Source organism: Paenarthrobacter sp. UW852 (assembly GCF_024608385.1).
Lineage (GTDB): Bacteria > Actinomycetota > Actinomycetes > Actinomycetales > Micrococcaceae > Arthrobacter.
In genome coordinates this window covers 125,570-143,903 of the sequence record NZ_JAMSGY010000010.1, presented here as the reverse complement: position 1 = coordinate 143,903, position 18,334 = coordinate 125,570, and the positions used below count along the sequence as shown (strand labels likewise).

Below are 18,334 nucleotides of genomic sequence, written 5' to 3'. Positions count from 1 at the left end.
CCGCATAATGAACTGCGCACGCTCAGTACCCTGCTCGGCGATCAACGCATCAAGGGACTCAATCCACTCCGCAGTCTCTTCCGGATCACGATCAGGCAGCTGGGCAGTCAACCCGCTGAGGATGTGTGAGGTCTCTTCTCCTACAGCCACGTCCAACCTCTCTTCATTGAATGTCTGGGCGCTTGCTCTGTGGGGGCGCTCAAGGAATTTCGTATTGTGAGAATAAAATTCTGCAATTCGAGATTACGTCTGCCGATGGGCAGCGTCAACACGGATCGCCTGTCCGCAACAGTCAACTGGCAATCCTGTCGCCAGGCAACCAAATGTGACCCTGCATACACCGGGAGCACCTTGACCATGAGTGACCTGCGTCATAGAGTGCTTTCACTATTCAATAACTAGTTTCCGCAATGTGGAAGCAGTACGAAGTGGAGATCCACGATGCAGACGACTTCATCAGTCGGCGTCACTGAGACTCCGGACGAACCGCAGGGTGGCCCCAACCATCGTGTGGTTGGCAATACAGAATTGTGTGCAATCGCGTCCGAAGCATCAGGCCGTACCATCAGCCCAAGCCTTTACAACATCGACCTGGCCCCCACCAAGGCCAAAGGCCGAAAGTGGACCAGCTACAGCATCTTCACCCTCTGGGCCAACGACGTCCACAGCCTGGGTAACTATGCTTTCGCCATTGGTCTTTTCTCGCTCGGATTGGGCGGATGGCAGATCCTGGTGGCACTGGGAATTGGTGCCGTCCTCCTTTTTGCCCTCCTGAACTTCTCGGGGTTCATGGGCCAGAAGACCGGCGTCCCCTTTCCTGTCATGAGCCGCATCAGCTTCGGCATCCGGGGTGCACAGATTGCCAGCCTGATCCGCGGCGCCGTTGCCGTGGCGTGGTTCGGAATTCAGACCTACCTGGCATCCGTGGTCCTGCGCGTCATGCTCGTTGCCATGGCACCGGGCCTGAAGGACCTGGACAGCAACTCCATCCTGGGGCTTTCCACCTTGGGTTGGTTCTCCTTCGTCGCCCTGTGGATCGTCCAGCTGGTCATCGTGAGCTTCGGCATGGAAATGATCCGTAAGTACGAGGCGTTCGCTGGTCCCGTCATTCTCGTCACCATGGCCGCGATCGCCGTGTGGGTTTTCGTCGAAGCCGGCGGAGCCATCCAGTGGTCCGGAATCAAGGGTCTCGAAGGCGGCGAAATGTGGTTGACCATCTTCGCCGGCGGAGCGCTGTGGGTATCCATTTACGGAACCTTCGTACTGAACTTCTGCGACTTCACCCGTTCTTCCACCACCAGGAAGTCGATCGTCAAAGGCAACTTCTGGGGCATCCCCATCAACATGCTGGTCTTCGGCGCCATTGTCGTGGTCATGGCCGGCGGGCAGTACAAGATCAACGGCACGGTCATCGAAAGCCCATCGGACATTGTCCAGAGCATCCCCAACACGCTCCTGCTGGTGTTGGCTTGCCTGGCCTTGCTCATCCTGACCGTGGCCGTGAACCTGATGGCCAACTTCGTGGCGCCGGTGTATGCGCTGACCAACCTTTTCCCGCGGCACCTGAACTTCCGTAAGGCAGCCTGGGTCAGCGGCACCATCGGCCTGGTCATCCTGCCCTGGAACCTTTACAACAACCCGATCGTGATCGTGTACTTCCTGGGCGGACTTGGCGCCTTGCTCGGCCCGCTGTTCGGAGTCATCATGGCCGATTACTGGCTGGTTCGCCGGGGTAAGGTCAACGTCCCCGAGCTGTACACCGATGATCCCAAGGGTGCCTACTTCTACAAGCGCGGCGTGAATCCCAAGGCCATCATCGCCCTGATCCCGGCCGCTGCCATCGCCGTTGCCATCGCATTCATCCCGGCGCTGGCACCTGCAGCACCGTTCGCGTGGTTCATCGGAGCAGGCGTCGGCGCCCTGACGTTCTTCGCCGTTGCTGACAAGAAGCAACGTCACGACGACGTGTCCGGTGAGCCGATCGCCGTCGCCAGCACCCACTAGTAAACCCAGCCCACAGGCCAAGCCCACCCTCGCCGACAACCGGACTTCGCTCCAGTTGCCCGGGGGTGGGCGTCGCCGTTGAGAGGATTTCCATGCGCATCCTTGTCGCAAACGTCAACACCACCCAATCCATGACAGACTCCATCGCTGCCCAGGCGCGGGCAGCGGCTGCTCCGGGCACCGAAATCATCGGCATCACACCCCGTTTCGGCGCCGATTCCTGCGAAGGAAACTTCGAAAGCTACCTTGCAGCGATCGCCGTCATGGATGCCGTGGTCAACTATCCCGAGCCCTTCGACGCCGTCATCCAAGCCGGCTATGGCGAACACGGCCGCGAAGGCCTGCAGGAACTCCTGGACGTGCCCGTCGTCGACATCACCGAAGCCGCTGCCAGTACGGCGATGTTCCTCGGCCACAAATATTCGGTGGTCACCACCCTTGATCGCGCGGTGCCGCTGATCGAGGACCGCCTCAAGCTGGCCGGCCTGGACGCCCGCTGCGCCTCTGTCCGGGCCAGTGGCATGGCAGTGCTGGAACTCGAGGAGTACCCCGAGCGGGCCGTCGAAGCGATCGTTGGCCAGGCCGAAGAGGCCGTCCGGAATGACAAGGCCGAGGTCATCGTCCTTGGCTGCGGCGGGATGGCGGGGCTGGATGAGCAGATCCGACAGCGGACCGGCGTTCCCGTGGTGGATGGCGTAGCCTCGGCCGTCACCATCGCAGAGTCACTGGTCCGCCTTGGCCTGTCCACGTCCAAGGTGCGAACCTACGCCACGCCGCGCCCGAAGACTGTCATAGGCTGGCCGATAACCGCAGCCCGGCATTCAGCAGACCAGCAAGAAGCCGCACGCTGACGCTGCCCACAGTATTTCCCGAAAGGCAACCACATGACTGACTCCAGCCTGCCCGCAGACTCAAGGGTCGCCGTCGTTACCGGGGCGGGTTCCGGCATTGGGCGGGCGGTCGCCCGTCTCATGCTCGCCGAAGGCTACCGGGTGGCGCTGGCCGGCCGTCGTGAGGCCCAGCTTCTTGAGACTGCGGGCGATCATCCGCACGCGCTTACGGTTCCGTGTGACGTGACAGTGCCCGACGACGTCGCCCGCCTTTTCGCGGCGGTTCGCCAGCGCTGGGGCCGGGTTGATGTGCTGTTCAACAACGCCGGTATCTTTGGTCCTGCGGGCGACGTCGGTGAGATCAGCGTGGACGAATGGGAAACGACCCTGAGGGTCAATGTCACCGGTTCCATGCTGTGCGCGGCTGAAGCGGTACGCACCATGAAGGCCCAGGAACCCCAAGGCGGTCGGATCATCAACAACGGGTCCATCTCGGCCCATTCGCCCAGGCCGCGGTCCGTTGCCTACACGGTCACCAAGCACGCGATGACCGGCCTCACCAAGAGCATTGAGCTCGATGGGAGGGCTTTTGGCATTACGTGCGGGCAGATCGACATCGGCAATACCCGGACCGAGATCATGGACACCATCGGCGTGGGCTCCGGTGCCCTGCAGGCCGATGGAACCCGCAAGGTGGAACCGATGTTCCCGGTGGACGACGCAGCCCGTGCCGTGCTGATGATGGCCAACATGCCGGCGTCGGCCAGTGTCGGATCATTGGTGGTCACCGCAGCCGGCATGCCGTTCGTGGGCCGCGGCTAGCGGGTTAGGGGCGCCCGTCCGCGGCCTTCCAACCGATTGTGACTTCCATAATATGGAAACTCATTTTCCCCTTGCGGAATGATGTGACCCGGCTTACATTGAAAACATCCCCCCAAAACGAGGGGCTGTTCCCAAACTGATTGGTTCAGATCAATGAAGATCCCAGACTCCGCGGCGCTGAAGGCGAGTTCGGCCCCGCAGAAGAAAAAGCGGCTGTATCAGTCGCTCTTTTTTCAAATTCTGATCGCCGTCGTCGCAGGTGTGCTCATCGGTCATTTTTGGCCGAATATCGGGTCCGCCCTCCGGCCACTGGGTGATGGATTCATTCAACTCATCAAAATGATCATTGCCCCGCTGATTTTCCTCGTGATCGTCACGGGGATCTCGGCAGTGGGCGACGTCAAGGCGGTCGGAAGGGTTGGGGTCAAGGCGCTCCTGTACTTCACCGGTGCCACGCTTTTCGCCCTCGTTTTCGGGCTCATCGTAGGAAACATCGTCCAGCCGGGTGCCGGGCTGAACATTGATCCCTCTACGCTTTCCCAGGAGGCGCTCGACGCGAAGACCGGCCACGCAGTCCCCAAGGACGCGGCCGCCTTCATCCTGGACGTCATTCCTTCAAGCGTCATCGGTGCCTTCGCCAGCAACAGCCTGCTTCAGGTCCTGTTCTTCTCCGTCTTCTTCGGCGCTGCAATCGTCGTCATCGGCCGGGAACGTTGCTTGCCGGTCATCAGCCTCATGGAGACTGTCCTGGAGCTGATCTTCAAGATCATGTCCTGGATCATGAGGGTGGCCCCGATCGGTGCCTTTGGTGCCATGGCCTTCATCATCGGCCAGTACGGTGTGGGGACGCTTGGGACCTACGCCCTGTTGATCGCCTCCTGCTACGGAGCGGCCATCATCTTCATTGGCTTGCTGTTCCTGGTGGCGTGGGGCTTCGCCCGGGTTCCACTGTGGCAGTTCCTCAAGTACACCCGCGAAGAGTTCCTGCTGGCCCTCGGCACCGCCTCAACGGAAGCCGTGATGCCGCGCATCATGACCAAGCTGACCAACGCCGGGTGCTCCCGGGCCACCACCGGTTTGGTGGTTCCCACGGGCTACTCTTTCAACCTCGACGGCGCCGCGATCTACCTTTCGATCTCACTGCTGTTCCTGGCCCAGGCTTTCGGTCACAACCTGGACCTCGGCCAGCAGTTGGCTGCCCTTGGCGTGCTGCTCCTGACCTCCAAGGGAATGGCAGGTGTCCCGGGCTCATCCTTCCTGGCACTTTCGGCAACCGCTGCAGCCTTGGGCATCTTCCCGGTTGCCGGTGTGGCACTCCTCCTCGGCGCCGACCGCCTCATGGACTCCATGCGCGTCGTCGTGAACCTCCTCGGCAACTGTGTGGCAACGTTCGTCGTCGCCAAATGGGAGGGCCAATTCGACCGCAGCGTCATGGTCCGCGCGTTCAACGGTGAGATCACCAATGAGGACACCGCCATCATGCTCGGCAAGGAAGATGTCTTTGAGCAACAGGAACTGGAACGCATCAGCAGCGGCCAGAACCCGTCTCCGAAATTCCGTGGCGGCCCCACCTCCGATGAGATCCCGCAATTCGAGATGAGCAAGCCGGGCAAATCACAGGACCCGATCTGCCCCGACTGACGTAATAGGTGATGCCCTCCGGAAAGCTCCGGAGGGCATCCTCCGTTTAAAGGGGCAGCAACCCGGAAAGATCGGCGCGCAAGCCGGAGGCCGTCACTTTGTGTGACGACACCGCATCCGCCCACGAGATCCGGCCCGTCACCAGCGAAAGCCAGGTGTCGGCGTCGCACTCAATGACGTTCGGGGGAGTGCCTCGCGTGTGGCGGGGCCCTTCAACGCACTGGGTCACGCCGAACGGCGGCACCCGGACCTCCACCGAATTGCCGGGCGCGCGGGCGGTGACTTCCTCCAGCGAGTAGCGGACCGCCGTCGCAATCAACGGGCGCGACGGCGGCGTCCCGGCGTCGGCGGTTGTCCCACCGGCGGTTTCGGAACGTTCGACGGCGGTTTGCCAGGTTGCCAGGGCGGCGCGGCCTTCTTCGATGTTGACTCGGCGTCGTGCAACAGCCATGGGTATTCCTTATCCTGTGCGGGTTTAGTCGAGCAGTGCGGAGACGGCATGGCCCAGGCGGATCCTGCCTACCGCACGTCCGCCGCCGAGCACCGGCTCCACTACGCGTTCCAGGACGTTGGAAACCGCGGGGATGTCAACTGCACCGCTGACGGCAAGCAGCGTCAGCCCAACCAGGGTGGTGGCACGGAGATTGCCGTCCAGAACCTTGACCGCCACAGTGGCGCCGGTGGGCGTTGCCAGGACAAGGACGCCCTCGGCGCCAATCTTCGCCAGGACTTCCAGTTCCTCCATGACCACCGTGTTGGACTCGCCCTTGCCTTGAACGGCCCAGGGGTAATCCAGCATGGACGTGGCGATGGTGGCTGCACGGGCGTTGGAAGAGGAGTCGCCGGGCGACTTGGCCAGCTTGGAGTAGGCGCGCGCAAGACCGGTGAGCGACAGCGCTGCTACCGGCGCGCCGCACCCATCGATGCCCAGATGGGAGATCGTCTCTTCGCTGTATTCCTCTATGACGGAACGAACGCGCTGCTGCAGCGGGTGGTTCGGTTCGAGGTAGCTGCGGAGGTCCCAGCCGTTCTCGGTGCAAGCCCACAGGAAGGCTGCGTGCTTGCCGGAGCAATTGAAAGCGAGCTTGGATTGGCCCCGCTCGGACCGTACCAGCCAGTTACGGGCCGTCTCATCCTGCGGCCACGCCGTGGGGCAGTGCAGGTTTTCCTCGCGGACGCCGGCGGCCTTGAGCATCCCTTCCACCACATCCATGTGTTCCAGGGAGCCGGTGTGGCTACCGCACGCCACGGCCACCTGCGCGCCACGCAGCGGGACGCCGGACTGCATGGAAGCCAACGCCTGGAAAGGTTTGAGGGTGGAGCGGGCGAAAACGGGGGCATCGATGTCACCCAGCCGGGTCACTACGGAACCATCACCGGCCAGGACCACGGCAGCACCAACATGCCGGGACTCGATGAAGCCGCTGCGTTCGATCACTGCCAGTTCCACTGCGGAGTCTACGTTGAAGGTTTCGTGCGAACTCATTGGCATGCAGTAAGTCTATGGGGCGCCGTGGTTACTGGGGTTCTCTCGGGGTCCGGTGCGTGACACAGCTTAGGATGCTCGCCCTTCACAAAGTACCCTTGAAGCCGTGAAGGTACTCGTCATTGGCCCAGGCGGCCGCGAACACGCCATTGTCCGCTCTCTGCTTGAAGACCCCAACGTTTCGGAGGTCCACGCGGCCCCGGGCAACGCGGGCATCAGCAAACTCGTTCCCACCCACGCGATCGACGGGAACAACCCGGAAGCCGTGTCTGCCCTCGCCACCAAGCTGGGCGTGGACCTGGTAGTCGTAGGACCCGAGGCGCCGCTGGCTGCCGGTGTTTCCGACGCTGTCCGTGAGGCCGGGATTCCGGTGTTCGGTCCCAGCAAGGAAGCGGCCCAGCTGGAGGCCTCCAAGGCTTTCGCCAAGCAGATCATGGCCGAAGCCAACGTTCCCACGGCCATGGCCCGCGTTGCCACCACCGCAGAAGAAGCCGCGGACGCCCTGGACACTTTCGGTGCGCCGCATGTGGTCAAGGACGACGGACTGGCTGCCGGCAAGGGTGTGGTTGTCACCAACGACCGCGACGAAGCACTGGCACACGCCCAGGCGTGCTTCGACGCCGGTGGAACCGTGGTCATCGAGGAATTCCTTGACGGCCCCGAAGTTTCCCTGTTCGTCCTGTGCGACGGCCGCACCACCGTTCCGTTGTCCCCGGCGCAGGACTTCAAGCGAATCTTCGACAACGACGAAGGCCCCAACACCGGCGGCATGGGTGCGTACACCCCGCTTGAGTGGGCGCCCGAGGGCCTGGTCCAGGAAGTCATCGACCGCGTGGCGCAGCCCACCGTGGACGAGATGGCCCGCCGCGGCACGCCCTTCATCGGCGTGTTGTACTGCGGCCTCGCCCTGACCTCCCGTGGCACCCGCGTCATCGAATTCAACGTGCGTTTCGGCGACCCTGAAACCCAGGCGGTCCTGGCCCGCCTCAAGACCCCGCTCGGCGCGCTGCTGCTGGCAGCTGCCAAGGGCGAACTGGACACCGCCGAAGAGCTGCGCTGGTCCAAGGACACGGCAGTCGCCGTCGTCGTTGCTGCCGAGAACTATCCGGACGCGCCCCGCACGGGTGACCGGATCCGTGGCCTGAAGAAGGTTGACGAACTGGATGGCGTCCACGTGGTCCACGCCGGAACCAAGCTGGATGATGAGGGCAAGGTGGTTTCCGCTGGCGGCCGCGTCTTGGCCGTTGTGGCGCTCGGTTCCGATCTGGTGGAAGCCCGCGAAAAAGCTTACGACGGCGTGGAGCTGGTTCAACTTGAAGGCTCGCAGTTCCGTACGGACATCGGAGGCAAGGCCGCCCGCGGCGAAATCCGGGTTCCCTTCGCGGGTACTGGAACCATCCCGAAAGTGAAGGCCTGACATGACCGATTCCCTTCCCACAGGCGGCCTGGAAACCGAGGCCCTGCAGCTTCCTGGTTGGACGCACGTCTACTCCGGCAAGGTCCGTGACCTCTACGTCCCGGCCGACGAGTCCATCACCGAAAAAGTGGGCCAGGAATGCGTCCTGGTGGTCGCCAGCGACCGCATCAGTGCTTACGACCACGTGCTGAGCAGCGAGATCCCGGACAAGGGCCGTGTTCTGACCCAGCTGAGCCTGTGGTGGTTCGACCAGCTGGACGTCGAGCACCACGTCCTCGCTTCCACCGTTGAGGGCGGCGTCCCGGCCGAGGTTGAAGGCCGTGCCATGATCTGCAAGAAGCTGGACATGTTCCCCGTGGAGTGCATCGCCCGCGGGTACCTGACAGGTTCAGGCCTGGCCGAGTACAAGGCATCCGGCACGGTGTGTGACATCCCGCTGCCCGAAGGCCTGGTTGACGGCTCGCGCTTGGAGAAGGCGCTGTTCACGCCCTCGGCCAAGGCCGAGGTTGGCGAGCACGACGAAAACATCACCTACGACGACGTCGTGGCCATGGTGGGTGACGACATCGCCGCCCGCCTCAGCGAGCTCACGTTGAAGATCTACACCCGTGCCGAGGAGATCGCACGCGAACGCGGCATCATCCTTGCCGATACCAAGGTGGAGTTCGGGATCGACGCTGCCACCGGCGTGATCACGTTGGGTGACGAGGTCCTCACCCCGGACTCTTCACGTTTCTGGGATGCATCCACGTACGCGCCGGGCCAGTCCCAGCCGTCGTATGACAAGCAGTACGTCCGCGACTGGTTGACCTCGGCGGAGTCGGGCTGGGACAAGTCCTCGGACACCCCGCCGCCGGCTCTACCCGCGGATGTTGTTGAGCGCACCCGCGCCCGCTACGTCGAGGCCTACGAAAAGCTCACGGGCCGCACCTTCGCGTAGCCCACTCAACTGGGGGCAGCACGTGCTCTACTGAATATCCAGTAGAGCGTGTGCTGTCCCCTGGTTTTTTGGTTGATCAGGCCTGAGAATGTTCCGGGTGTGTTGCAGCGGCGCGGCGCTCGGCGAGCCGGATCTCCAGCACCGCATCCATGGCCTGCTGAACCCGGTCCGAGGCTCCGGCGGCACTGAAGTCGTGCTGGGCCTCTTCCAGATAATGCAGTGCCTCGGTGGTTTCGCCTGCGGCTTTCAAGGACTTGCCCAGCAGCAGCGAAACCTCGCCTGCAGTGTGCCGGGCCAGGACTTTGCGGTCGGCGTAAATTTCGCGCAGTTTCTCCACCGCGGCGAGAATGTCGCCGGTCAGGTAGAGCCAGCGGGCCCTGATGAAAGCCACTTCGAGCTGGTCTGTCTTGTTGCCGCCCACGATCGACAGGGCCAGCTCCGCACGCTCAATGGCGGACAGTGTTTCCGGCTCCACAATCCCGGAGGACAACCGCACCGCGGCCGAAGCCTTATTGAACCGGGCCCACAGCTCGATGTCGTTGGCGGGGGAGAGGAGCTTGGCTGCACGCTCGTGGTGCTTGATGCCTTCCACATAGTCGTGGCGCATGAACGCCACGTTGCCCACAACCCACGCGACCTCGCCGGCAAGCTGCGACATGGAGTGCTCGTCCATGTGCTCAATCATGGCCAGGCAGTACGTCCATGCCTCGTCCAGCTTGCCGCTCTCTGCGAGGGCACCGATCAGCGCGCGGTGCGCACCAATGATGAGAGTTGAGCCCTTGGGCAGCTGCTCACACAGCTTGACCGCTTGCTTGGCATGCTCGACGGCGGTGGCCAGCTGACCTTGTCCGTGGCACACAGCGGCAAGCATCTGCCATGCGCGCACTCCCAGGCCTGCCGACTCCGTGGCCATGGGGTGTTCCAGGAGGTGCTCAACAATCTGCTGGCATTCCTTGAGGTGGCCTTGCTTCATCACGCACTCGGCCTGCATGTAGGTCATGTTCCACCAGGCGCTGTTGTTCTTGGCTTCAAGGGCGATCTGCGCTGCGGTGGCGGCGTGGCTGGCTGCGAGTTGGTAGTCGCGGAGGTCCCATGCCTGCCGGGCGTAGAGACCGGCCAGGACATATTCCGCGTCGCTCACGGAGACGGGCTGGCTCCACGCTTCAAGGGCTTTGGGAGCAAGTTCCAGCCGCCGGGCAAGCTCTTCGATGACCTCGGCAGTGGGTTCCCGGCGTCCAGTCTCCAACAGTGAAATGTAGCTGGGCGAATACAGGTTTTTGCCGAGCTCGGCCTGCGTTAACCCACGTTCGAGCCGTTCGGCACGTAGCTTCTCGCCGAATCCGTTTCCCACGGGGTTCCTCCTACAGGTGTCTTTTGACCAAAACCTTGACAGTCTCTGTGGAAAACATTTTACAATGTATGTCAACAGGGACCACGCAATTTCCGTAACGAATCCGACTCGCATTGGGGAAATACCATGTTCAAGAAAATCATCGCTTCAGCGGCTTTGGCAGGCGCGCTGTCGCTGGCAGTCGCGGCTCCCGCAGTCGTCTCCGCTGCTTCGGCAGGAGACTCCAGCACGGTAAGTGCTATCGGCAACTGGCCCGATCCCATGCGCGTGGCGGCGCCAACTAAGTCAGCGGATACCACGTACACGCCGATGTCCATTGGCAACTGGCCGGATCCTATGTAAATCCAGTGTAGTGAAGAAACCCCCGGGGCGTGACGAGCGAGGCCCCGGGGGTTTCTTCTTGCCCTCATTTGGGCAAACAAAAATGGCGCCGATTTCTCGACGCCATTTTCGTGTTTGGTCGGGATGACAGGATTTGAACCTGCGACCTCTTCGTCCCGAACGAAGCGCGCTACCAAGCTGCGCTACATCCCGATCCGCTGCGAAAGCAACTGTTCAAGGATAGCTGAATAGCCGCGTGATGCGAAATCGAGGACCGGGTGTCGCTCCTCACAGCATCCAAGCAAGGAGGGCTACACCAGCGAGTCCCGCCAAGCCCCGTGCAGTTGGGCGAACCGGCCACCGCCGCTGATCAGTTCGGCGGGTGTTCCGTCTTCCACAATTCGCCCGTCGTGCACCACCAGGACCCGGTCAGCTGTCTCCACCGTGGAGAGTCGGTGGGCGATGATGATGGCCGTGCGGGCTCCTCTGCCACCGGCCACTCCCTCCAACAAGTTGGACAGCCCTTGCTGGACCATGCGTTCCGAGGGGATGTCCAAGGAAGACGTTGCCTCGTCCAGTATCAGCACGGCGGGTGCAGCCAGGAAGGCGCGGGCGAAGCCGATGAGTTGGCGTTGCCCTGAGGACACGCGTCCACCACGCTTGTTGACGTCAGTGTCGTAGCCGTCGGGGAGGCTCATGATGAATTCGTGGGCCCCTACCGCTGCGGCGGCGGCTTCGATTTCAGCACGGGATGCTTCGGGCCGACCCAAAGCGATGTTGTCGGCCACCGATCCGCTGAACAGGAACGCCTCCTGGGTGACCATCACCACGGCACGGCGGAGATCGGTGGTGGCGAGGTCCCGCAAATCGACACCATCCAGGGTGATCGCTCCCGATGTGACGTCGTAGAAGCGTGCCACGAGCTTGGCCAAAGTGGATTTCCCGGCACCGGTCTGGCCCACCAGGGCCACGGTCTGTCCGGCGGGGATATGCAGGTCCAGGCGCGGGACAACAATGCTGCCGTCGTTATAGCCGAACTCCACCTCGTTGAAATCGATCTCGCCGCGCGGACTTTTCAATGGCACGGGGTTCTTCGGCGGCCGGACGGTAGGAATTTCCTCGAGGAGGCCGGACACCTTTTCCAGCGCCGCTTGGGCGCTTTGGAACGAGTTGTAGAACATGGCCATCTGGTCCACCGGCTGGAAGAAGCGCTTGGTGGACAGGATCAACGCCAGCAGGACACCGACGGCAAGGTCACCGCTCAGCACCCGGAAGCCCCCGAAGAGCAGGACGACGGCGACGCAGACGTTGCCGATCAACACCAGGCCGGGCTGGAAAATGCCGTTGAGGTTGATGGACCGGACAGTGTTCTTGCGGTAATCCTCAGCCAGTTGGCCGTACTGGGCGGCGTTCTCGCGCTCCTTGCGGAAGGCCTTTACGGCACGGATGCCGGTCATCGTTTCCACGAAATGGACGATCAGCCGTGCTGAAACCACCCGTGATTCGCGGAAAGCTATCTGTGAGTGCTTCTGGTACCAGCGGGCCAGGAAGAACATGGGGACGCCGGCTGCGAGCATGATCAGGCCACTGCGCCAGTCCAACGCAAAGACGGTGACGGCTGTGAAGACCATGAACAGCATGCCGGAGGCGAGGGAGCTGACACCGGAATCCAACAGTTCCCGCAGCGCCTCCAGGTCGGAGGTCTGCCGGGCGATGATGCGGCCTGAGGTGTATTTCTCGTGGAATTCCAAGCTCAACCGCTGGGTATGCCGGAACACTCGAAGTCGAAGATCGAGGAGCATCGCTTGGCTCAGCCTGGCCGTGGACGTGACATACAGTGCCGTCATCCCGGCCGTCGCAATCGCCGCTGCCAAATACAGCGAACCGGCCAGAACCAGTGGGCCGTTGTCGCCGGATTGCAGTGCCGGTAGCGCGTGGTCGATCCCGAAAGCGATCAGCGCAGGCCCGGCCACGCGGGTGAGCTGCGAGACCACCACCATCACGATCGTCATCCAGAAACGCAACCGTACCGGGCGGATCAGCGAGGCAAGCAAGGCGAGCGACCGGCGTCGTACGGCTTTGCTGTCCGCTTTGGTGAGGTGCGTGTTGTCCTCGTTGGCGGTTCCAAAGGTTGTGGCGCTCACCGGCGGGCCTCCTCAGCTTCTTCGAGCTCGTCCAGTTCGCTGTCCAGGTCCTTTGGACCGGCGTCAAGGCTGGCGATGACGTAGCGGTAGTGGTCGTTTTCGGCCAGCAGTTCCGTGTGGGTCCCGACGGCGGTAATGGTTCCGTTTTCGAGCAAGGCGACCCGGTCAGCCAGGGCCACTGTGGAAGGCCGGTGCGCGACGATCAACGTCGTAGTGTCGCGGAGGACCTCGCGCAAACGGGCTTCCACGCGTTCCTCGGTATTCACGTCGAGCGCGGAAAGGGGGTCATCCAGGACCAACACTTTGGGTTTTGCGGCGATGGCCCGGGCCAAGGCGATGCGCTGGCGCTGGCCGCCTGACAGGCTGAGCCCTTCCTCGCCGATCAGCGTGTCCACACCGTCCGGCAAAGAGTAAGCGAACTGTGCCTGGGCAACGTCCAAGGCTTCATCCAGCGCTGCATCACTGGGATCCGGAGCGCCAAGCAGCACGTTGTCCCGCACGGAGCTGGAAAACAACGTGGTGTCCTCGAAAGCCACTGCCACGATCCTGCGGAGCTCGTCAATGTCGTAGTCCCGTACATCCACGCCGTCGATGGTCACGGCGCCCTCGGTCACGTCGTACAAGCGCGGGACCAGCTGGAGCAGTGCACTCTTTCCGCTGCCTGTGATCCCCACCAGGGCCATGGTCTCACCCGGGCGGATATCAAGGGTGACATCGTGCAGCAGGCTGCCGCCGTCGTCGAACCCGAAACCCGCATGCTCAAACCGGAGGGCGCCCTTGACGGCTTCCGGCACCACGGCTTTGTCCGGGGAGGTGATGGTGTTTTCGGTATCCATGACCTCGAAATGGCGATCCAGCGCAGTCTTGGCCGTCAGTGCCATGGCCAGCAGCATCCCGGAAAATTCCACCGGCGTTGCCACCACAGCGGCGGTTGCGAAGAACGCCACCAGTGAGCCAATGCTCAGCTGCCCGCTGGCCGCCAGCAAGATGCCGACCACCAGTCCGACGCCCAGGGCAAGCTCCGGCAGCAACGTAACCACCAGGGTGAACCCCGCTTGCTGCTTGGCCTTAGCGATCTCGGTCTGGCGCAGTTCCTCGGCTTGGCCGTTGAAGTTCTCCAGCGCTTCCCGGCTGCGGCCGAACGCTTTAAGCACACGGATGCCGTGGACGGATTCTTCAACTGTGGTGGCGAGGTCGCCTGCCTGGTCCTGGCTGAGGCGTGCCACCAAGCTGAAGCGGCGGCGGAAGCGGAAGGAATTGATCATGATCGGCACAGCAGCGGCGAGGAAGATCAGGGCGAGCTGCCAGCTCATCGAGAACATGACGCCGACGCCTATAATCACCGTCAACGTCGTGACCACCAGCATGATCGCACCGAACGCCATCCAGCGGCGAAGGAAGCTGAGATCCGTCATGGCCCGCGAAAGGAGCTGGCCCGAACCCCAGCGATCGTGGAATGCGACTGTGAGCTCCTGGAGGTGCCCGTACAGTGTCACGCGCATCCTGGTCTCAACAGTGGTGGCCGGGTTGATGACGAATTGGCGGCGCAGCGCCACCAGCCCGGCTTCGGCAATACCCAAGCCAAGGATCACAACGGCGGCAATCCAGACTGCGTCCGTGGAACCGCCCGGCTGCAGGGAGTTGTTGACGAGTACCCGCAGCACTTGCGGGATGGTCAAGGCGACAATGCTCGCGAGCAGGGCGCAGATGAGGCCCATAAGTAGTCGGGGGATGATGGGCCGCACATGGGGGTACAGGCGGCCGACGGAGGTGAAAAATGAGGTTTGCTTGGACATGCCCGCTTCTCAACAGCTGGATCTTCAGATGGTGCGGAGGTAGTTTCCCGTAGCAACTACCCTATGCCATGCCGTGATTCGTTTCACAGAAGCGCGGAGGTCCGGTGAAATGTTTGACCCAGTTATTGAGGATCGTAATGGTGGCCCGGGGTTTAGCTGCGTGCCGTGAGGGTGAGCAGGACCGCTTCCGGGCGGCACGCGATGCGGACCGGTGAGAAGCGTGAGGTACCGATGCCGCCGGAGACGTTCACCGGCGTCGTGAATCCGTTGCTTTCCCAGTCGTGGAGGCCCTTGGCGCGCCAGGTTGGCAGGTCGCAATTGGAGACCAAAGCGCCGTAGCCGGGGATGCAGATCTGTCCGCCGTGGGTGTGGCCGGCGATGATGAGGTCTGCTTGGGCCTGGGTGAAGTGGTCGAGCACACGCTGATACGGTGCATGGACGACGGCGACCTTCAGGTGAGGGCGGGCGTCCTGGTTAACCGTGCCGCGCGGCCAGCCCGCGTAGCGTTCTCGCTTCAGATGGGGGTCATCGACCCCGGAAAAATCGAAACGCAGGCCATTCAACACAACAGACTGGGCACGGTTGGTGAGATCGATCCAGCCACTCATGCCAAACGCGGACCGGAGCTTGGGCCAATCCAGCTTTTTCGGCTCATTCTTCGGTTTGGAAGGACCGCGGAAGTAGCCCGCAGGGTTCTTGATCCTCGGCGCATAGTAGTCATTGGATCCTGGGACGAAGACGCCCGGGAACTCCAACAAGGGCCTCAGTGCCTGGACCAGGGGATCGATCGCTTTTGCATGGCTCAGGTTGTCGCCCGTGTTCACAACCAGGTCCGGCTTGAGCTCGGCGAGGGACTTCAGCCATTCGGCCTTTTTCTCCTGGCCGGGCACGAAGTGGATGTCACTCAGGTGCAGGACTTTGAGCGGACCGAAGCCCTCCGGGAGGATGGGAAGGGTCTCGTAGCGAACCTCGAATTGATCCTTCTCCCACCAGCCGTAGGCAGCTGCCGCCGCGCCTGCCGTTGCCCCGATTGCTGTGGTGACGGCGAAACCGCGCCCCACACTGCGGACGCGGTTTGCCAGTGAATCTCCGAACGACACCTGGTTAGTCCTTGCCCGGACCGTTGCCGTTGCCGTTGTTCCCGTTATCTGTAGCGGGAGGCGCGTTCTGCGTGGTGGGTGCCGGCGTAGTTGTGCGCTGGGGCGCTGCACCACCCAGAAGGTTGGAAGGCGGTGCTTGGAACGGGTTGGTTCCGTAGGCCGGAGCCACGGACAGCATGTAGTTGGTGAACTGCGGACCAGCGATCATGTAACCGTCGATGGATGGGTAGAACTTGCCGTTGACGGTGATGTTTCGACCCGGACGAAGCTGGTTGTCCAGCGGATCGCCGAACCAGGAAGCAGTTGCAAGGCCGGTGGTGTAACCGACAACCCAGGTGGAGCCGTTGGAGTCGTTGGTACCGGTCTTTGCGGCAACGGGGAAGTTGTTGCGCGTTGAAAGCGCGGGCCGGATCAGCGAACCAGAACCAGCGTTGAGCACTTCCTGCATCGCGTAAGCCACACCGCGGGCAACCTCGGGCTTGATGGCGTCCTTGCAGTTCGATGATTGGGCCGGCAGATCAGCACCCGATTGGTCCTTCACTGACGTGATGGCAATCGGCTCGCAGTACTTGCCGTCAGCAGCGAACGTAGCGAACGCAGCGGCCATGGTCAGCGGAGCCGTCTGAGTAGAACCAATCAGGTTGGCCAGCGTGGTCATGGTGACCTTGGGGTTCGGGTCCGTGATCTTGCCGTTTTCATCGCGGGCCGGAAGTCCTCCGTGGATGCCGGTAGCGTCAACGATGCCTTGGATACCGCAGAGGTCCACCTGTGATGCCGACGCGAAAGTGGCCGTGTTGATGGAGTTCATGAGGCCGTACAGGACGGTCATGTTCTTGTAGTAGCCATCGTCGGAGTTCTGCAGGTCGAAGCTGCCGGGAACGCTCTTGTCGTAGAAACCATTGACCGGCGTTGGACAAGTGTTCCGCCAAGGGAAATTCTGTGGGTAGGTCCGACGGGACGCGTTGATGGTGGTGTTCATCGACTTGCCCTCGTTCAGCCATTCAGCGAACGTGAAGGGCTTCATCGTGGAACCAGGCTGGAAGCCGCCGATGCCGTTGAGGTCGTTCCCATTGGCGTCCAAAACATCAACGTTGAAATTCTGGGTCTGATCAAACTTGCCCTCTTGGGGCAGCCACACGGTGTTCTGGGCCATGCTGACAATCTGGCCGGTGCCCGGCTGGACGGAGGTGATGGAGGCGCCCCACTTGTCCGGGTTGGCGCCTGCCGTAGCGTCAACCTGCTGCTGGGCCACAGCCTGTGCGGTGGGATCCAGGGTTGTCTTGATGGTGAGGCCACCGCGCTGGACGCGCTTGATGCGCTCTTCCTGAGTGTCACCGTAAGCCGGGTTGTTGAAGAGCAGGTGCAGCACGTAGTCGCAGAAGTACGGGGCCATGGTGGCGTAAGCGCAACCCTGGCGGGCCGGGGTGACCTTGGTGGTCACCGGCGTAGCCACAGCGGCGTCGTATTCGGCCTTGGTGATCTTGTTCTGGTTGACCATCGCGGCAAGAACCAGGTCACGGCGGACCTTGGCGTTGTCCGGGTTGGTGATCGGGTCAAAAGCGGATGGGCTGTTGACCAAGCCCGCCAGCAGTGCAGCCTGGGGGAGGGTAAGGTCCTTGGCCGAGGTGCTGAAGAAGAATTTTGCCGCAGCTTCGATGCCGTACGCGTCGCGGTTGAAGAACACGATGTTGAGGTAGCCCTCAAGGATCTGTTCCTTGGAGAACTTCTTCTCCAGTGCGATGGCCAGCTTCATTTCGCGAAGCTTGTCGCCCACGCCCTTGTTAACACCGTTGAGCTTGACGTCGGAGTCGTTGCCCGAGGCCACCAGTGACTCGTTGATGACGTTGTTCACATACTGCTGCGTGATGGTGGACGCACCCTGCTTGTTGCCGCGCGCGGTGCTGACGATGGCTCGCAGGATACCGGTGGTGTCGATGCCGCCGTGCTCGTAAAAGCGGCTGTCCTCGATAGCGATGACAGCGTTTTTGATATACGGGCTCATCTGGTCCAGCGGAACCTTGGTCCGGTTCTCTGCGTAGATCGAGGCGATCGGCGAACCGTCCTTCGCCAGGATCGTCGTATTCTGGCTGGGCGGATCCACCTGGAGTTCCGCCGGCAGAGTGTCAAAGAACTGGATTGAACCGCTTGCGGCACTGCCTGAGACGGCCGCGGCGGGGACCAAAAGGCCCGCTACCAGGACGCCACAGATCGCACTCACGCCAAGGAAACCTAGAATCTTTCCGAGGGTGGTGGCAGTGTCGAATAGTGGGTTCTTGCGAGTCACCATGTTTTCCACTTTACCGGCAAGGGCTAGGCTTTCTGTCATGACCAAATGGGAGTACGCCACGATTCCGCTCATTATCCACGCCACGAAGCAGATCCTGGACCAGTGGGGCGAGGACGGCTGGGAGCTTGTTCAGGTCGTCGGTGGACCCGATGGCAAAGGCCTTGTTGCATACCTGAAGAGGGAGAAGCAGTAACT

15 protein-coding genes and 1 tRNA gene are annotated in these 18,334 nt (G+C 62.2%); 8 read left to right on the top strand and 8 right to left on the bottom strand.

Going from position 1 to position 18,334, the window contains the following annotated elements; translation table 11 throughout:
- Window positions 1-441: 441 nt before the first annotated feature.
- The 4 genes from NEK97_RS17015 (at window position 442) to NEK97_RS17000 (ending at window position 5,297) form a co-directional block, all read left to right on the top strand.
- Entirely contained in the window at window positions 442-2,004 is a 1,563-nt protein-coding gene (locus NEK97_RS17015; RefSeq protein ID WP_257370956.1) for an NCS1 family nucleobase:cation symporter-1, read from the top strand.
- Between the two features lie 92 nt (window positions 2,005-2,096).
- Window positions 2,097-2,855, top strand: coding sequence for an aspartate/glutamate racemase family protein (locus NEK97_RS17010; protein WP_257370955.1), 759 nt, complete (start codon window positions 2,097-2,099; stop codon window positions 2,853-2,855).
- 33 nt (window positions 2,856-2,888) lie between these two features.
- Complete coding sequence (locus tag NEK97_RS17005) at window positions 2,889-3,656, top strand: SDR family oxidoreductase (protein ID WP_257370954.1); 768 nt, start codon at window positions 2,889-2,891, stop codon at window positions 3,654-3,656.
- A gap of 153 nt (window positions 3,657-3,809) precedes the next feature.
- Window positions 3,810-5,297: a cation:dicarboxylate symporter family transporter gene (locus tag NEK97_RS17000; protein WP_257370953.1), complete on the top strand. Its 1,488-nt coding sequence runs from the start codon at window positions 3,810-3,812 to the stop codon at window positions 5,295-5,297.
- A 46-nt stretch (window positions 5,298-5,343) separates the two neighbouring features.
- Here NEK97_RS17000 and NEK97_RS16995 read toward each other — a convergent pair whose 3' ends face one another.
- Both NEK97_RS16995 and NEK97_RS16990 read right to left on the bottom strand, forming a co-directional pair.
- The gene (locus NEK97_RS16995) at window positions 5,344-5,748 is read right to left on the bottom strand and encodes a sterol carrier family protein (RefSeq protein WP_257370952.1); all 405 of its coding nucleotides are present in this window, start codon (window positions 5,746-5,748) and stop codon (window positions 5,344-5,346) included.
- A 24-nt stretch (window positions 5,749-5,772) separates the two neighbouring features.
- On the bottom strand, window positions 5,773-6,789 hold the full coding sequence (locus NEK97_RS16990) for an asparaginase (RefSeq protein ID WP_235517436.1): 1,017 nt from the start codon (window positions 6,787-6,789) through the stop codon (window positions 5,773-5,775).
- A gap of 100 nt (window positions 6,790-6,889) precedes the next feature.
- Here NEK97_RS16990 and purD point away from each other — a divergent pair, with 100 nt between their 5' ends.
- Both purD and NEK97_RS16980 read left to right on the top strand, forming a co-directional pair.
- Window positions 6,890-8,200, top strand: coding sequence for a phosphoribosylamine--glycine ligase (gene purD, locus NEK97_RS16985; protein ID WP_257370951.1), 1,311 nt, complete (start codon window positions 6,890-6,892; stop codon window positions 8,198-8,200).
- Window position 8,201: 1 nt separating this feature from the next.
- On the top strand, window positions 8,202-9,140 hold the full coding sequence (locus NEK97_RS16980) for a phosphoribosylaminoimidazolesuccinocarboxamide synthase (RefSeq protein ID WP_257370950.1): 939 nt from the start codon (window positions 8,202-8,204) through the stop codon (window positions 9,138-9,140).
- A 76-nt stretch (window positions 9,141-9,216) separates the two neighbouring features.
- Here NEK97_RS16980 and NEK97_RS16975 read toward each other — a convergent pair whose 3' ends face one another.
- A complete protein-coding gene (locus NEK97_RS16975) occupies window positions 9,217-10,491 on the bottom strand; it encodes a helix-turn-helix transcriptional regulator (RefSeq protein WP_257370949.1) in 1,275 nt (424 codons plus the stop codon).
- Window positions 10,492-10,617: 126 nt separating this feature from the next.
- Here NEK97_RS16975 and NEK97_RS16970 point away from each other — a divergent pair, with 126 nt between their 5' ends.
- Entirely contained in the window at window positions 10,618-10,833 is a 216-nt protein-coding gene (locus tag NEK97_RS16970; RefSeq protein ID WP_211710492.1) for a hypothetical protein, read from the top strand.
- Between the two features lie 115 nt (window positions 10,834-10,948).
- On the opposite strand, the gene NEK97_RS16965 is transcribed toward NEK97_RS16970, so the two are convergent.
- From NEK97_RS16965 to NEK97_RS16945, 5 genes are all read right to left on the bottom strand, one after another.
- Window positions 10,949-11,025: transfer RNA gene (locus NEK97_RS16965), tRNA-Pro, on the bottom strand.
- A gap of 98 nt (window positions 11,026-11,123) precedes the next feature.
- Window positions 11,124-12,956 carry an ABC transporter ATP-binding protein gene (locus tag NEK97_RS16960; RefSeq protein WP_257370948.1) on the bottom strand — a complete coding sequence of 611 codons (1,833 nt, stop codon included), beginning with the start codon at window positions 12,954-12,956 and terminating at the stop codon, window positions 11,124-11,126.
- Window positions 12,953-14,752, bottom strand: coding sequence for an ABC transporter ATP-binding protein (locus NEK97_RS16955; protein ID WP_257370947.1), 1,800 nt, complete (start codon window positions 14,750-14,752; stop codon window positions 12,953-12,955). The genes NEK97_RS16960 and NEK97_RS16955 overlap by 4 nt, the downstream gene beginning before the upstream one ends.
- A 152-nt stretch (window positions 14,753-14,904) precedes the next feature.
- Window positions 14,905-15,852, bottom strand: coding sequence for a metallophosphoesterase (locus NEK97_RS16950; protein ID WP_257370946.1), 948 nt, complete (start codon window positions 15,850-15,852; stop codon window positions 14,905-14,907).
- A 4-nt stretch (window positions 15,853-15,856) separates the two neighbouring features.
- On the bottom strand, window positions 15,857-18,178 hold the full coding sequence (locus NEK97_RS16945; RefSeq protein ID WP_257370945.1) for a transglycosylase domain-containing protein: 2,322 nt from the start codon (window positions 18,176-18,178) through the stop codon (window positions 15,857-15,859).
- On the opposite strand from NEK97_RS16945, the gene NEK97_RS16940 reads away from it, so the two are divergent.
- The gene (locus tag NEK97_RS16940) at window positions 18,177-18,332 is read left to right on the top strand and encodes a DUF4177 domain-containing protein (protein WP_011775990.1); all 156 of its coding nucleotides are present in this window, start codon (window positions 18,177-18,179) and stop codon (window positions 18,330-18,332) included. The genes NEK97_RS16945 and NEK97_RS16940 overlap by 2 nt on opposite strands.
- Window positions 18,333-18,334 lie beyond the last annotated feature (2 nt).

Excerpts from the sequence above, each read along its gene's own strand:
- NEK97_RS17000 (WP_257370953.1), top strand. The coding sequence starts at position 3,810 with ATGAAGATCCCAGACTCCGCGGCGCTGAAGGCGAGTTCGGCCCCGCAG.
- NEK97_RS16970 (WP_211710492.1), top strand. The coding sequence starts at position 10,618 with ATGTTCAAGAAAATCATCGCTTCAGCGGCTTTGGCAGGCGCGCTGTCG.
- NEK97_RS17005 (WP_257370954.1), top strand. The coding sequence starts at position 2,889 with ATGACTGACTCCAGCCTGCCCGCAGACTCAAGGGTCGCCGTCGTTACC.
- NEK97_RS16980 (WP_257370950.1), top strand. The coding sequence starts at position 8,202 with ATGACCGATTCCCTTCCCACAGGCGGCCTGGAAACCGAGGCCCTGCAG.
- NEK97_RS16990 (WP_235517436.1), bottom strand. The coding sequence starts at position 6,789 with ATGCCAATGAGTTCGCACGAAACCTTCAACGTAGACTCCGCAGTGGAA.
- NEK97_RS17015 (WP_257370956.1), top strand. The coding sequence starts at position 442 with ATGCAGACGACTTCATCAGTCGGCGTCACTGAGACTCCGGACGAACCG.
- NEK97_RS16940 (WP_011775990.1), top strand. The coding sequence starts at position 18,177 with ATGACCAAATGGGAGTACGCCACGATTCCGCTCATTATCCACGCCACG.
- NEK97_RS17010 (WP_257370955.1), top strand. The coding sequence starts at position 2,097 with ATGCGCATCCTTGTCGCAAACGTCAACACCACCCAATCCATGACAGAC.
- NEK97_RS16945 (WP_257370945.1), bottom strand. The coding sequence starts at position 18,178 with ATGACAGAAAGCCTAGCCCTTGCCGGTAAAGTGGAAAACATGGTGACT.
- NEK97_RS16995 (WP_257370952.1), bottom strand. The coding sequence starts at position 5,748 with ATGGCTGTTGCACGACGCCGAGTCAACATCGAAGAAGGCCGCGCCGCC.
- NEK97_RS16955 (WP_257370947.1), bottom strand. The coding sequence starts at position 14,752 with ATGTCCAAGCAAACCTCATTTTTCACCTCCGTCGGCCGCCTGTACCCC.